Origin of the sequence: Luteolibacter sp. Populi, assembly GCF_040801775.1 — a bacterium.
GTDB lineage: Bacteria > Verrucomicrobiota > Verrucomicrobiia > Verrucomicrobiales > Akkermansiaceae > Haloferula.
This window is the reverse complement of sequence record NZ_CP161812.1, coordinates 2,769,657-2,783,325: the sequence shown is the minus strand read 5'-3', so window position 1 is coordinate 2,783,325 and position 13,669 is coordinate 2,769,657. Positions and strand designations below refer to the sequence as shown.

Sequence of the window (13,669 nt, the reverse complement as noted above, 5' to 3'; positions counted from 1 at the left end):
GGCTGTTGGATGGGGAAGACGAGGTGGTGGAATCGGAGTTGTGAGATGGCTTCGTCCGCCTGAAGGCGGGACTACTTACCCTTGGTGGCGGGCGTTGTTGGACCGCTCTGGGCTTGCGTGGTGAAGGGGCGGTGTCCAGAAAGGTGGGCACGATGGGCGATGTGTCTGAGAATGCGGGTCCGCCGTCCGATCCGCGCCATCCTTTTGCCCGGCGGGAGACTTGGCTGCTGCTGGTGAGTCTGGCGCTGATCCCGTTGTCGGGATTGCTGCCGATCGATGCCTCGCAGCCGGCGGCGGCGGGGTTGGATCCTGCGAAAATCCGGCTGGGGCTGGGGATCTTCCTGTGCATCGGGATGCTATGGATGTGCGAGGCGCTGCCGCTGGCGGCGACGGCGCTGCTGGTGCCGATCCTAGCGACGCTGACCGGGGTGATGGACATGAAGGCGGCGCTGGCAGGGTTCGGCGATCCGCTGATCTTCCTGTTTTTCGGAGGCTTCGCGCTGGCTTCGGCGATGGCGGTGCAGGGGCTGGACCGCTGGATCGCGGACCGGATCATGGTGGCGGGGAAGGGGAAGTTCCTGCGGGTCTCGTGGCTGATCTTCTGCGCGACGGCCTTCCTCTCGATGTGGATGAGCAACACGGCAACGACGGCGCTGATGATCCCGCTGGTGCTCGGGATCCTGCGGGAATTGCCGCCGGGCGAGGGCAGTTCGCGGAATGCGATGTACCTGCTGTTAGGGACGGCCTATGCCTCGAGCATCGGAGGCTTGGGAACGGTGGTCGGCACGCCGCCGAACGGAGTGGCGGCGGTGCAACTGGGGATAGGATTTGTCGAGTGGCTGCGCTACGGCGTGCCGGCGGTGCTGGTGCTGCTACCGCTGATGGTGCTGGCGCTGAGATTGAGTTGCCGGCCGACGGCGATGAGGTTCCCGCTGCCGGAGGCCAAGCGCTTCGAGTGGCACGGGCGGCGGATCGCGACGCTGGTGATCTTCGGCGTGGCGGCGCTGCTGTGGATCTTCGGCGAGATCCTCGGCAAGCAGATCGGGGTCAAGAGCAATACCGACACGGTGGTGGCCTTGCTGGCGGTGATGGCGCTGGTGATCTCGAAGGCGGCCGGGTGGAAGGATATCGAGCGGGGCACGGAGTGGGGCGTGCTGCTGCTCTTCGGCGGCGGTCTGGCGCTGAGCAGCGTGCTGGACAAGACGGGGGCCAGCGCGTTCATGGCACGGGAGATCGTGACGCTGGTGCACGGCTGGCCGTTGATCCTGGTGATCGGGGTCTCGCTGCTGTTCGTGATCCTGTTAGGCGAGTTTTCGAGCAATACGGCGACGGCGTTGCTGATGGTGCCGATCTTCTATTCGATCGCGAAGGAGCTGGGAGTGGCACCGGCCAAGCTGGTGATTCCGATTGCGATCGCGTCTTCCTGCGGCTTCATGCTGCCGGTGGCGACGCCGCCGAATGCGATCGTCTTCGCCACGGGGATGATCCCGCAGCGGGAGATGATGAAGGCGGGGGTGCTGCTCGATTTCTTTTGTTTGGTGGCGGTGACCTTGTTGGCGTGGTGGGTCTTCTAACAATTTCAGGAATCGAGATGACTTTTCCAAGAGCAGCATTTTCCCTGCATGAGGCGTCCCTACAGGACGCGATGGTCACTGCGGCTTTACCCGGCACTGCGTGCCGGGCTATTATAAGCCGTCCCTTTGGGACGAAGAAGTGGCCGGTGAATTCTAGAATTTGAGCAACAAGGTGCCATGAGATTGATTGCTTGGTTCATTGGCTTGTCCCTGGTGGTGCTGGCCGTGTGGCTGATCTGGGGCGGGGCATGGGAGCAGCGTTTCACGCTGGCGGGTGCGGTGGCGTGGATGGAGGGTGCGGGGCCGTGGGCATGGGCGGCGGGGATCGGGCTGCTGGCAGCGGATCTGGTGCTGCCGGTGCCGGGGACGGTGGTGATGTCGGCGCTGGGGTGGATCTATGGCTTCTGGTGGGGCGGGGTGATCGCGGCGGCGGGGTCGATGGTGGCGGGGCTGTGCGGGTACGGGGTGGGCCGGTTGATCGGGGAAGGGGCGGCGAGGAAGATCCTGGGGGAGAGGGATTTCGAGAGGGGGAAGCTGCTCTTCACGCGCGGGGGCGGCTGGATGATCGCGCTCTCGCGGGCGGTGCCGATTTTGCCGGAGGCGCTGTCATGTACGGCGGGTCTAGTACGAATGCCATTCGGGAGGTTCGTGGGGGCGCTGGCGTGCGGGAGTGTGCCGGTGGGGGTGATCTTTGCGTGGATCGGGGCGGTGGGGAGGGATGCGCCGGGGTGGGCGATGGCTTTGAGCGTCGGGGTGCCGGCGGTGCTGTGGTGGGTGGGGGGGAAGGTGAAGGCCTTGTGACGGGGAGGGGGAGAAATCATCAATCATCAATCTTCCAATCATCAATCGGAGTGCGGCTGTGCCGGGGAGTGGGGGATGGACGGCCACGGCGGAACCCGGGCCACCTGTCCTACCGGTGCGGCTAACGGTGAGTCCGCCTGAAGGCGGGACTACGTACCCTTGGTGGCGGACCTTGGAGGGACCGTTCGGTGGTTGATGGCCTAGGCGGGCTCAGCTTCGGCTTCGGGGGGCTGGCCGTGGCCGCTGACGTTGGCGCCGTCCTCGCGGCGCAGGGTGAGGAACATGGCGGAGCTGGCGACGGTGACGGCGCCTAACAAGAGGTAGGCCTTGTGAAGGGCGGGAATGAGCTGGGCGGGATCGGCGCGGTCGATGCCGCCGAGGAACCAGGCGGTAATGAGGGAGGCGAAGGCGATGCCGAAGCTGATCGCGAGCTGCTGGCCGGTGCTGGCAACGGTGCTGGCGTCGCTGGCCTGGGCATCGCTGGTATCGGCGTAGGCCAGCGAGTTCATGGCGGTGAACTGGAGGGCGGAGACGCTGCCTTGAAGGACGCTGAAGAGGAGGATCACGGCGACCGGGGTACCGGGGCCGACCTGTGAGAAGGCGGCGATCATCAGGCCGATCATGACGGTATTGCAGACGAGGACCCGCTTGTGGCCGAAGCGGCCCATGATGCGCTGGACGAGGAGCTTCATGCCGATGGCGGCGAGGGCCTGGGGCATGACGAGGAGGCCGGCCTGCCAAGGGGTGAAGCCCATGCCGAGCTGATAGAGCAGGGGCAGGAGGAAGGGCATGCCGCTGATGCCGAGGCGGGTGAGGAAGCCGCCGGCGACGGAGACGCGAAAGGTGCGGACCTTGAAGAGGTCGACCGGGAGCAGGGGATTCGGGGTGCGCAGGGCGTGGCGGAAGTAGGCGGCGATGAGGACCAGGGAGAGGGTGGCGAGGGCTATGACGGGGCCGGGATTCAGGCGGTGCTCGCCGAAGATTTCCAAGACCCAGGAGAGGAGGGCGATGCCGCTGCCGAAGAGCAGGAAGCCCTTGGTATCGAGGGGATCGGCATCGGTGCCGCGGTGGTCGGGCATGTAACGTTTCACCAGCCAGAGGCCGAGGATGCCGATGGGGATATTGATCAGGAAGATGACGCGCCAAGGGAGCCAGTGGACGATGAGGCCGCCGGTGAGGGGGCCCAGCAGCGGTCCGAGGAGGGCGGGGATGATGACGAAATTCATCGCGCGGAGGATGCCGGACTTCGGGAAGGTGCGGAGCAGGGCGATGCGGCCGACGGGCATCATGAAGGCGGCACCGATGCCCTGCAGGACGCGCGAGGCGACGAGCATGGGCAGGTTCATCGAGAGTCCGCAGGCCAATGAGCCGAGGGTGAAGATGGCGACGGCGAAGCCGAAGACGCGGCGGGTGCCGAATTTATCCGCCAGCCAGCCGCTGAGGGGAATGAGGACGGCGATGGCGATGGCGTAGCTGGTGAGGACGGACTTCAGGGCCAGCGAGGCGACGCCGAGGGAGGCCGCCATGGTGGGGACGGCGGTATTCACGATGGTGCCGTCCAATTGCTGCATGAAAAGGGCGACGGCGACGACCCAGGGGAGGTAGCGGCGGGTTTTCTCGAGAGCGGGGTCGATCGGGGGCGGCTCGCTCATGCTGGGGGGAAGAAATCATCAATCGGCGATCTTCCAAATATCAATCGGGGGGGGAGGCGGGAGAAAACATCGAACATCGAACGCCCAACATCGAACATCGAAGTGAAAGGCAGAAGAGTAACCGCGGAGGCGCGGAGGGAAAGGCAGAGTGCCGAGTGATCGGTGAGCAGTGATCAGTGGGAGGAAAGGCGGCCCGGGCCAAGGGGCTCCGGCGCTTGGAAAGCGGGGCGCAGTTTGTATTGGGGGAGCGGGATGGCCCTTGGGCCTTGTCAGGGGTGGGATGCCGGGTTTCTCTCCCGGCGTGCGATGGCTTGATGCATTTGAGAAGCGGATGGAGTGGCTCTCCTTCCCGGGGTTGTTCAAGTATCTGACCTTCCTGGGAGTCATTGCGTATGCCTGCCAGTGGGCGAATCCCCAGATCGGCCAGATCCTGGAATTTGACCGGGCGCGGATCATTGAACACAAGGAGATCTGGCGAATTTTCACCTTCGTGTTTGCCCCGATGGGGATGCAGTCGTTCTCGCCGGTGGGGGTGCTGTTCCTCTTTTTCGCGGTAATGATTTCGTTCCTGATCAGCGATTCGATCGAGCATGCCTGGGGGCCGACGCGGACGACGCTGTATATCGTGGTGGCAATTGTCGGGATGACGGTTTGTCAGTTCGCCGTGGCCCCGGGGGCAAAGGGGGGCGGGAGCCTGCTCTATACCTCGCTGTTTTTCGCCTTTGCCACCTTGTTTCCGAAGGTGGAGTTCATGCTATTTTTCCTGATTCCGGTGCAGGTGCGCTTTCTCGCGATCCTCGCGGCGGTCTTGCTGGCGATTAACGCCGTGGCGATCCCTTCCTTACTGTGGCTGGTGGTGCCGGCGATGCTGCCTTACTTGCTGTGGGTGCTGCCGAATATCGTAAGCGGCCGGAAGACGCTGGTGACGGCGGCGGTGCGGCGGCGGGATTTCACGGTGGCGAAGGGGCCGGAAGGCGTGCCCTTCCATGTGTGCGAGGTGTGCGGCCGGACGGAGCGGGACCCGGCGGATCTGGAGTTTTTCGTGATGCCGGATGGCAAGGAATACTGCTCCGAGCACTTGCCGCCGCAGCCCTGAGCGGACATTTCGCGTGCATCGCGGATTATCCGCGCTTCCCTAGCCCTCACATGGCCATCGATTCCTCCGCGATCCGCGCCGAGTTCCCGATTCTGGAACAGTCGGTAAACGGTCGTGCCTTGGTGTATCTGGACAATGCGGCGACCTCGCAGAAGCCGCGGGCGGTGCTGGATGCTTCCCGGCGCTACTACGAGGAGATCAATGCGAACATCCACCGCGGGACGCACCATCTGGCGCGGCTGGCGACGCAGGCGCACGAGGCGGCGCGGGAGACGATCGCGAAGCATCTGAATGCGGCGGCGGCCGAGGAGGTGATTTTCACGTCGGGAACGACGGACGGGATTAACCTGGTGGCGAGCGTGCTGGGGTTCTCCGAGCGGATCGCGCCGGGGGACGAGATCCTGATTTCGACGCTGGAGCACCACTCGAACATCGTGCCGTGGCAGATGTTGTGCGAGCGGCGCGGGGCGATGCTGAAGGTGATTCCTTGCCATGAGGACGGGACGCTGGACCAGGAGGCCTACCGGGCGCTGCTGACGGACCGGACGCGGGTGGTGGCTTTCACGTGGATTTCGAATGCCTTCGGCACGGTGAATCCGGTGCAGGAGATGACCGCGGCGGCGAAGGCGGCGGGGGCGCTGGTGCTGATCGATGCGGCGCAGGCGGTTCCGCATCTGGCGATCGACGTGCAGGCGCTGGGGGCGGATTTCGTGGTGCTGTCCGGGCACAAGGCCTACGCGCCGACGGGGATCGGGGTGCTGTGGGGGAAGAAGGAGATTTTGGACGCCCTGCCGCCGTGGCGAGGGGGGGAGATGATCAAGGAGGTGACCTTCGCGAAGACGACTTACAACGACCTGCCCTTCAAGTATGAGGCGGGGACTCCGAACATTGAGGGAGCGATCGCCTTGGCGGCGGCCTTCGATTTCATGGAAGGGGTCGGGCTGGCGGAGATCGAGGCGCACGATGGAGCGCTGGTACGGCGGGCGGCGGAGAGCTTGGCGGGAATTGCGGGGGTGAAGCTTTACGGGCCGGCGGACCGGGCGGGGGCGCTGTCCTTCGGGATCGAGGGGGTACACCATTACGATCTGGGCACGCTGATCGACCAGATGGGGGTGGCGGTGCGGACCGGGCACCATTGCTGCCAGCCGCTGATGGCGCGCTTCGGGATCACGGGGACGACGCGGGCTTCCTTTGCCATCTACAATACGGATGCGGAGGTGGACGCGCTGGCGACGGCGGTGGACAAGGCGCTGTCGATGCTTCGGTGAGGGTGATTTTCCCTTGAAGTTCGGCTTTCTCTTTGCGGCGGATGCGGCAGAGTCGGCGGCAATGAAGACAGCATTTGCCCTGATGCTTGGCCTGCTCGCCGTGTTGCCCGTGGGGGCGCACTTCGAGGTGACGCCATTTCCGAAAGTCGTGCAGGCGGGGGTGGCGACGGGCGGGCTGATCTCCTCCGATCCGCATGCCTTCGTGGTCTACCGGGTGGAAGTGCCGCCGCAGGCGCAGCGGCTGCTGGTGACGACGAGCGGTGGCGCCGGGAATGTGGACGTCTTCGTGCGGAAGGGTGCGCACCCGACTTATAACGGGGCGCAGACGGATTATTCGTCGAAGTATCCGGGGACGCGGCAGCAGATCCGGATTCCGGAGCCGGAGGCGGGGACCTGGTTTGTCGGCTTGCAGGCGGACGGCGGGTATCTGGGATTGCGACTGCTGGTGCAGGCTCCGGTGATGAAGGGGGCGCTGCTGCAGCCGATTTTCGATCCGCCGCCGGGGATTTATCCGGCGAGTGTGAGCGCGAGGATCAAGCCGAAGGTGAAGAAGAGCGTGACGCGCTTCACGACCGACGGGAACGATCCGGATGACGAGTCGACGACGATTCCGGCGAGCGTGATTTTGACGGAGGACACGACCTTGAAGGCGCGGTCTTACACGGCGGCTGGCAGCGAGGGGCCGGTGGGCGAGGCCTCCTATCAGATCCGGCCGCCGGGCGATGTGATCGATCTGGTGAGCACGAAGACGATCTCGCATCTGGCCTCCGCGAAGGGCGGGCGGCATCTGTTCCGGGTGACGGTGGCGGCGGGCGAGCGGCTGGCGATCCAGACGGAGGGCGGCAAGGGGAAGTCGGCGCTGGCGGTTTTATTCGGAGAAGCGCCGCCGACCGGGAAAAAGGTGAAGGGCGAGGCGACGCTGCGCGGAGCGAACCGGGTGGTGATCGCGGAGACGCAGGCGGGTGATTATTACATCGCGCTGGATGCGACGGGTCCGTTTTCGGGGCGTGCGCTGATGGCTTCGGTGGCGGGCGACGGGCCGGACCTGATGCCGTGGGCAGAAGCGCTGCGGCCCTATGTGAGCGTGGAGGAATTCGATCCGATTTCGTGCGAGGTGCAGGAGGAATTGATCGGTGCCGGGCAGCGGCGCTTGCTGCGCTACACGACGGAGGTGCGGAATGTCGGGTCTCTGGACATGGTGATGCCGGCACCGGAGGATAATCCGTTTTTCGAATACCACGCGTGTCACGGGCACTACCACTTCAAGGGCTTCGCGGGGTCGCGACTCCTCGATCTGGAAGGCAACGAGCTGAAGGTCAGCCGCAAGGTGAGCTTCTGCCTGCTGGACAACATCCGCTGGGAGCGCGGGGCGAAGACGGTCAAGAAATACAACTGCGGCTCGCAGGGGATCCAGGCGGGCTGGGGCGATGTCTATGACAGCGGCCTGCCGGGCCAGTGGATCGAGATCGGCGACCTGCCAGCGGGGGACTACCAGCTCGAGCTGACGGTGAATCCGGACGGGATTTTGACGGAGTCGAACTACGAGAACAACGTGGTGCGGATTCCGGTGACGATTCCGGAGGGGTGAAGAGCGGTCTTCGCCGTTACTTTCCGCGTGCAATCGGGCGGGTCCGGGACTTCCTTGGGGGCGCGGATGAGCATTGCCGAGAAGCAGCAGGAGATTTTGGAGGAACTGTCGTTCTTTCCCGATTGGCAGGAGCGTTATGAATACGTGATCGGGCTGGGTAGGAAGCTGCCCGCGATGCCGGAGGAATTGAAGACGGTGGACAAGCTGATCAAGGGCTGCCAATCGCAAGTCTGGCTCGATGCGAGCAAGGACGACGGGAAGGTGCGTTACCTGGCCGATTCGGACTCGGTGATCACGAAGGGGATGATCGCGCTTTTCGTGCGGGTGCTGGATGGCGGGACCCCCGACGAGATCCTGTCGGCGGATCTGTCGTTCATCGACAAGACGGGGCTCAAGGAGCACTTGGCCCCGACGCGGGCGAATGCGCTGAACCTGATGGCGACGCAGATGAAGCAGCGGGCGCTGGAATACAGCGCGGGGTGATTTGCCGGGAAAGCTCTTTCGAGAGCTTGCATGCTGGGCTTGAAGCGCCTATCTCCCGCGCGTCATGCTTGAATGGATCTCCTCCTTCGCCACCGGCGCGCAACTGCTCGCCGCGAGTGTCCCCGAGATTTCGGGCCCATGGTATGCGAGCACGGATGCCTGGGTGGCGCTGCTGACGCTGACGATCCTGGAGATCGTCCTGGGCATCGACAACATTGTCTTTATTTCCATTCTGGTGGATCGCCTGCCGCTGGATCAGCGGAAGAAGGCGCGCTTTATCGGTCTGGGCCTGGCGATGGTCATGCGGCTCCTGCTGCTTTTCACGCTCACCTGGATAATGGGGCTGATCGCCCCGATTTTCGGGATTCCGATTCACCCCGCCATCCAGGAGACGCTGTACGGGAAACCGGAGGATAGCAAGGTGGCGGCCGCACTCGTCACCTCCGGCGGCATGCTCGGCATTTCGTTGAAGGACCTCATCCTCCTCATCGGCGGCTTCTTCCTTATCTGGAAGTCCACGAAGGAGATCCATCACAAGCTCGAAGGCGAGGAAGAGAGCCATACGGCAAAAGCGGTGGCCAGCTTCGGTGCGGTGCTGGTTCAGATCGCGATGATCGACATCATCTTCTCGCTGGACTCGGTGATCACTGCCGTTGGGATGGCCAAAGATCTGACGGTGATGGCGCTGGCCGTGATCATTTCGGTGGGTGTGATGATGGTCTCCTCGGGTGCCATCAGCGACTTCGTTTCGAAGCATCCTTCGGTTAAGATGCTGGCGCTTTCCTTCCTGATCCTGATCGGCACCGCGCTGATGGCAGAGGGGCTGCACTTCCATATTCCGAAGGGCTATATCTACTTCGCAATGGCGTTCTCACTGGGGGTGGAGATGCTGAATCTGAAGCTGCGGACGAAGGCGACGCCCGCGGTGTGAGCGGGCAATTGGGAAATCGGCTAAGAATTCCATGACCGTTTGCCCTTGCCGCGGGCCGCGGGTTGCTGGGCATGATCCGCCATGGCCGGAGGAAGTCTGTTCACGCTGTTGGATGATATCGCGTCGCTGCTGGACGATGTGGCGGTAATGACCAAGAAGGCCGCCTCAAAGACGGCGGGGGTGCTGGGAGATGACCTGGCGCTGAATGCCCAACAGGTCAGCGGGGTGGTCTCCAACCGGGAACTGCCGGTGGTGTGGGCGGTGGCGAAGGGATCCTTCGTCAACAAGCTGATCCTGGTGCCGGCGGCGCTGGCGATCAGTGCCCTGACTCCGCCGTGGGTGACCACCGTGCTGCTGATGATCGGCGGACTGTATCTCTGCTATGAGGGGGTGGAGAAGCTGGTGCATCATTTCCTGCACCGCCACCGCAAGACTACCGAAGAGGCCGCGCAGGAGCTTCTGGAGCCGGCGAACGACGAGCCCGATGAAAAGGCCAAGATCAAGGGAGCGATCCGCACCGACTTCGTGCTCTCGGCAGAGATCATCGTCATCAGCCTCGGAGTCGTGGAGAAGCAGACCCTGGCGATGCAGGCCATGACCCTTTCGGCCATCGCCGTGCTCATGACGGTGGGCGTGTATGGCTTGGTCGCGGGTATTGTGAAGCTCGACGATCTGGGTCTCTATCTGAGCCAGCGGGTGACGGCCGCAGCGCAAGCGGTCGGCCGGGCGATTTTGTGGTTCGCGCCTTTTCTGATGAAGTCGCTTTCGGTGCTGGGCACCGTGGCGATGTTCCTGGTGGGTGGACAGATTCTCACACACGGGATTCCAGTCGTGCATCATTGGATGGAGCACACGGCGGAGACGATGGGAGGAGTTGGCGCTGCCGTGATTCCTCCGTTGGTCAATGCGGTGTTCGGCGTGATCTCCGGAGCCGTGGTGCTGGGGGTGATGACGGTGATCGGGAAGCTGCGCGGGAAGACGGCGCATTGAAAAGGTGGAATAGTCCCTTGTTGCATGCTTCTCCCGAGGCCTCGGGTGGAGTCTGCCGTCAGAACTGCTTCGACCGCACAGGGGATTGCCCCGGATCTGAAATCAAAGTGCGGGGCTATCTCCGGCTGCGCCTCCGGTTGTGCGGACCACCTTTCCGGAGCCTCAAGTGGCGGGGGCTAGCTTTTGGAGGGCTCGGCCGAGGATGAAAGCGGCGGCGGGGATCACGAGCATGGCCAGAAGGTGCGGGAGATCAGCGAGATTTTGCTCGATGAGTTCTTTATCCGTACCCAAGGCCATGGGCAGCGACGCGATGAGATCGACCAAGGGAATTCCCGCCAACAAAGCGGAGACGTAGCGCGGGATGGGCTTCCTGAAGCGCGTCAGACAAAGTCCCAGCCAAAATGCAAAGGGGATCATGCCAAGAACCCCGAGTGCCGGATCCCAATCCATGATCATGCAAGACATGGCCGCGATAGGCAGAATCAGCATCGCCAGGGAAATGACTTTCGGGCCTTGCGGTGGATCGTCCATTCCTTCGTAGCGTGCCGATAGCGAGAGCCCCGCAATGTAGCTGAATAGTCCCACCGCGAGAATTGAAGGAAGCACAAGAGTCCGAAGATAGGAGGAAGGCCCGATGTGGAACATCTCCAAGGCTTCAATTTCGGCCGGCGTCATCCATTGGGCGAAGAAGCCAAAGAAATAGAGGCCAGCCCGGCAGAGGCCCATCGGCACCACCGCCCAGATCGCCCGTTTATGGTAGAAAGTGTAGATGGCGATGAGCAGGCAGATAGCGAGCGCCGTGCAGCCGCTCAGGACGCTCAGCATGAATCCTGACAAGACCGCCAAGGAGGCCAAAAGCAGGGAGAAAACCAGATACGACGAAGGCCGGAACATCCCCGAAGGTAGTGCTCTCTCCGGGCGCTTTTCGGCATCCCAATTCCGGTCGAACCAGTCGTTGGCCAAGTTCCCCGAAAAATAGAGAAGCACTCCGCCGCAGCAGGCGAGCAAGGCTTGAGGCCAAGCGAAATCGAAAAGATCCGCTCCCATCCAATGGAACCTTACGAGCCAGCCGATCATGAAGCCCAGGAACACATTGCTGACCACGCTGGGCGCATTGGCGATGCGCAACGTGGCTAACAGGGCGCGGACTTTTCCGGGGTGGCTCATGATCCGGCGAGGACCCAGCGGTATTCGGCGGCGATCTGTTCTTCGACCGGGCGCTGCATGGCTCCGGGCAGGACGCCCCAGGTGTAGGTTTCGATTTCCCAGTGCTGGCAGAGGCCGGGGAGTTCCGTTGCGAGGCGCAGGGCATCGCGCGAATGTTGGCGGGTGCTCTTCAGCGGTTCGGCGGGCTCGGCGTCGAGGGGGATGTGGAAGTGGACGCGCCACTGCTCGGCGTCCTTGCCATCCGCGGTGTCGAGGGAGGCGAGGCCTTCGGGTAGATCGGTGAAGCGCTCGATGCGACCGTCCGGGTGGCGGGCGAGGACCTGGTGGAGGAAGGTCGGCTCTTGGAATCTGGCGACGGCTTCGACGGCTTCGGGAATGCCCGGGTCGAGGGCGAGGGCGGCGGAGAGGTGGATCTTCGAGATGCGCAGGGCTTCGCCACGGAGGGCGGTTAGGGACTGCTTGGTGTCCTCATACTGGAGGGCGAAGTGGCAGCAATCGTAGTTGATGCCGATGCGGCGCTTGATCTGCTCGTGGTCGGGGGAGGCATCGAGCAGGCGGTCGAAGAAGCGCAGGGTTTCGACGGTGTTTTCGAAGTGGCCGAGGGGCTCGGGTTCCATGCCGAGGTGGAGGTCGCGGTTGGAGACTTCGCTGAGGGCGTCAACGAAGGCGGCGAGCTCGATGAGCTGGTGGTGGATCAGGGATTCGTCGGCCTCGAATTCCTTGAAGGAGCCGGGGAGGGTCGAGACGGAGCCTTCGATGCCTTCCGGGACGAGTTCGGAGATGATGGTGAAGAGTTCCTTGGTGTATTCGAGGCGGGCGGGGTCGGTCCAATCGGGGCGGAAGACATTGCGCTTCACGGTGGAGCCGGCGCGGAAATCGCCGTAGGGGAAGCCGTTGATGGTGAAAACGTAGGCGTTTTTGGCGGCGAGCCAGTCCCGGAACTCGGGCAGGGTTTCGCCGCGGAGGAGTTCGGAGGCGGCGGTGGCGGAGAGGCGCAGGCCGATGGCGAAGGATTCATCGGACGCGACCAATTCGCGGACCTTCATGGCGTGGGTGGAGATTGCCTGGAAGGTGCTGCTCCAATCCTCCGCGGGGTGGATATTCGTGCAGTAGGCGAGGTGGCCGTGGGCGAAGCGCATGGAGGGAGGATTGAGGGATTTGAGGGAGGGCGCAAGGGTGGGAGGCAGAATGACGAATTCCGAATTCCCGAATGACGAATGAAGTGTGTTTGGGAGGGAGGGGAAGAATCGGGCGTCAGCTTGGCTTCTTTTCCACACGCCATTCGGCATTCGGGAATTCGGAATTCGTCATTACTCTGCCTGGGCCACCACGGTGATGATCTGGGCTTCCTCGTCGACGGGGAGGTCGGGATCGAAGTCGGCGATGGCGTGGAGGGGTTGGAAGCCGGTTTTGGCGAGAAGGCCGCGGAGCTGGCGGGCGGTGAACCAGCGGAGGGTCTGATGGGAGAGGTGCTCGACCCCGATGCTGCCATCCGCCTGCAGGATGCGGTAGCGGTGCTCGCGCTGGAGGATCCGCTCCTTGCGGTGGAGGAGGTGGCGGGTCTCGATGGTGGCGCTGCGGCCTTCCGTCCATGAGATACGGTGGTCCTCGTACCACTCGCCTTCCGGGAGTTCCTTGTTCAGCTCGGCAAGGGGGATGAAGACGCTGAGGTAAATGACGCCTCCGGGCGCGAGCAGCTTGTGGAAATGCTTCAATGCGGCCGCGGGATCGGAGGCGAGTTGGAGGGTGAAGGCGGGCAGCAGCAAGGAGGCGTAGCGCGTGCCGGAATCGAAGGTGGTCATGTCACCCTCGTGGAGGACGGGATCGAGGTCGAGGTCCTCCGCGGCCTGGCGGCAGAGGGTGAGCATTTCGGATGAGAGTTCGAGGCCTTCGACCTGATGGCCTTTGACTAGCAGCGGCAAGAGGAGCCGGCCCGAACCGCAGCCGACTTCCAAGGAGGGGCCGGGATGGTCGCGGAGAAGGCGCTCGAGGAGGGGTAGCTCGGCGGCCTCGCCTTCCTCGGCCCAGAAGGCGTCGTGCAGCAGGGCTTCGAGGGAAGTGTAGGCGCTCACGCGGGTAGATTTGCGGGCGAGGGCAGTGGCGGCGAGCCCTTATTCGA

General features: G+C 63.6%; 12 protein-coding genes. 8 read left to right on the top strand and 4 right to left on the bottom strand.

Going from position 1 to position 13,669, the window contains the following annotated elements:
• Window positions 1-131 precede the first annotated feature (131 nt).
• The gene (locus ABWK72_RS11095) at window positions 132-1,574 is read left to right on the top strand and encodes an SLC13 family permease (protein WP_367874859.1); all 1,443 of its coding nucleotides are present in this window, start codon (window positions 132-134) and stop codon (window positions 1,572-1,574) included.
• Between the two features lie 177 nt (window positions 1,575-1,751).
• Entirely contained in the window at window positions 1,752-2,375 is a 624-nt protein-coding gene (locus ABWK72_RS11090) for a TVP38/TMEM64 family protein (RefSeq protein ID WP_367874858.1), read from the top strand.
• Window positions 2,376-2,575: 200 nt separating this feature from the next.
• Here the strand turns inward: ABWK72_RS11090 and ABWK72_RS11085 are convergent, their stop codons facing one another.
• Complete coding sequence (locus tag ABWK72_RS11085) at window positions 2,576-4,027, bottom strand: DHA2 family efflux MFS transporter permease subunit (RefSeq protein ID WP_367874857.1); 1,452 nt, start codon at window positions 4,025-4,027, stop codon at window positions 2,576-2,578.
• Between the two features lie 331 nt (window positions 4,028-4,358).
• Here ABWK72_RS11085 and ABWK72_RS11080 point away from each other — a divergent pair, with 331 nt between their 5' ends.
• The 6 genes from ABWK72_RS11080 (at window position 4,359) to ABWK72_RS11055 (ending at window position 10,383) form a co-directional block, all read left to right on the top strand.
• Window positions 4,359-5,123, top strand: a complete 765-nt coding sequence (locus ABWK72_RS11080; protein WP_367874856.1) for a hypothetical protein — start codon at window positions 4,359-4,361, stop codon at window positions 5,121-5,123.
• A 50-nt stretch (window positions 5,124-5,173) separates the two neighbouring features.
• On the top strand, window positions 5,174-6,391 hold the full coding sequence (locus tag ABWK72_RS11075) for an aminotransferase class V-fold PLP-dependent enzyme (RefSeq protein WP_367874855.1): 1,218 nt from the start codon (window positions 5,174-5,176) through the stop codon (window positions 6,389-6,391).
• 61 nt (window positions 6,392-6,452) lie between these two features.
• On the top strand, window positions 6,453-7,979 hold the full coding sequence (locus tag ABWK72_RS11070) for a lysyl oxidase family protein (protein ID WP_367874854.1): 1,527 nt from the start codon (window positions 6,453-6,455) through the stop codon (window positions 7,977-7,979).
• Between the two features lie 66 nt (window positions 7,980-8,045).
• Complete coding sequence (locus ABWK72_RS11065) at window positions 8,046-8,462, top strand: SufE family protein (protein ID WP_367874853.1); 417 nt, start codon at window positions 8,046-8,048, stop codon at window positions 8,460-8,462.
• 163 nt (window positions 8,463-8,625) lie between these two features.
• On the top strand, window positions 8,626-9,393 hold the full coding sequence (locus ABWK72_RS11060) for a TerC family protein (RefSeq protein WP_367874852.1): 768 nt from the start codon (window positions 8,626-8,628) through the stop codon (window positions 9,391-9,393).
• Window positions 9,394-9,474: 81 nt separating this feature from the next.
• Window positions 9,475-10,383, top strand: coding sequence for a DUF808 domain-containing protein (locus tag ABWK72_RS11055; RefSeq protein WP_367874851.1), 909 nt, complete (start codon window positions 9,475-9,477; stop codon window positions 10,381-10,383).
• Between the two features lie 162 nt (window positions 10,384-10,545).
• Here the strand turns inward: ABWK72_RS11055 and ABWK72_RS11050 are convergent, their stop codons facing one another.
• The 3 genes from ABWK72_RS11050 to ABWK72_RS11040 all read right to left on the bottom strand — a co-directional run bounded on the left by ABWK72_RS11050 (window position 10,546) and on the right by ABWK72_RS11040 (window position 13,622).
• A complete protein-coding gene (locus ABWK72_RS11050; protein ID WP_367874850.1) occupies window positions 10,546-11,511 on the bottom strand; it encodes a UbiA family prenyltransferase in 966 nt (321 codons plus the stop codon).
• A gap of 35 nt (window positions 11,512-11,546) precedes the next feature.
• Window positions 11,547-12,689 carry a metabolite traffic protein EboE gene (gene eboE, locus ABWK72_RS11045; protein WP_367874849.1) on the bottom strand — a complete coding sequence of 381 codons (1,143 nt, stop codon included), beginning with the start codon at window positions 12,687-12,689 and terminating at the stop codon, window positions 11,547-11,549.
• A 171-nt stretch (window positions 12,690-12,860) separates the two neighbouring features.
• Entirely contained in the window at window positions 12,861-13,622 is a 762-nt protein-coding gene (locus ABWK72_RS11040; protein WP_367874848.1) for a class I SAM-dependent methyltransferase, read from the bottom strand.
• Window positions 13,623-13,669 lie beyond the last annotated feature (47 nt).

Coding starts and splice junctions, on each gene's coding strand:
- ABWK72_RS11090 (WP_367874858.1), top strand. CDS start 1,752: ATGAGATTGATTGCTTGGTTCATTGGCTTGTCCCTGGTGGTGCTGGCC.
- ABWK72_RS11085 (WP_367874857.1), bottom strand. CDS start 4,027: ATGAGCGAGCCGCCCCCGATCGACCCCGCTCTCGAGAAAACCCGCCGC.
- ABWK72_RS11080 (WP_367874856.1), top strand. CDS start 4,359: ATGGAGTGGCTCTCCTTCCCGGGGTTGTTCAAGTATCTGACCTTCCTG.
- ABWK72_RS11075 (WP_367874855.1), top strand. CDS start 5,174: ATGGCCATCGATTCCTCCGCGATCCGCGCCGAGTTCCCGATTCTGGAA.
- ABWK72_RS11070 (WP_367874854.1), top strand. CDS start 6,453: ATGAAGACAGCATTTGCCCTGATGCTTGGCCTGCTCGCCGTGTTGCCC.
- ABWK72_RS11065 (WP_367874853.1), top strand. CDS start 8,046: ATGAGCATTGCCGAGAAGCAGCAGGAGATTTTGGAGGAACTGTCGTTC.
- ABWK72_RS11055 (WP_367874851.1), top strand. CDS start 9,475: ATGGCCGGAGGAAGTCTGTTCACGCTGTTGGATGATATCGCGTCGCTG.
- eboE (WP_367874849.1), bottom strand. CDS start 12,689: ATGCGCTTCGCCCACGGCCACCTCGCCTACTGCACGAATATCCACCCC.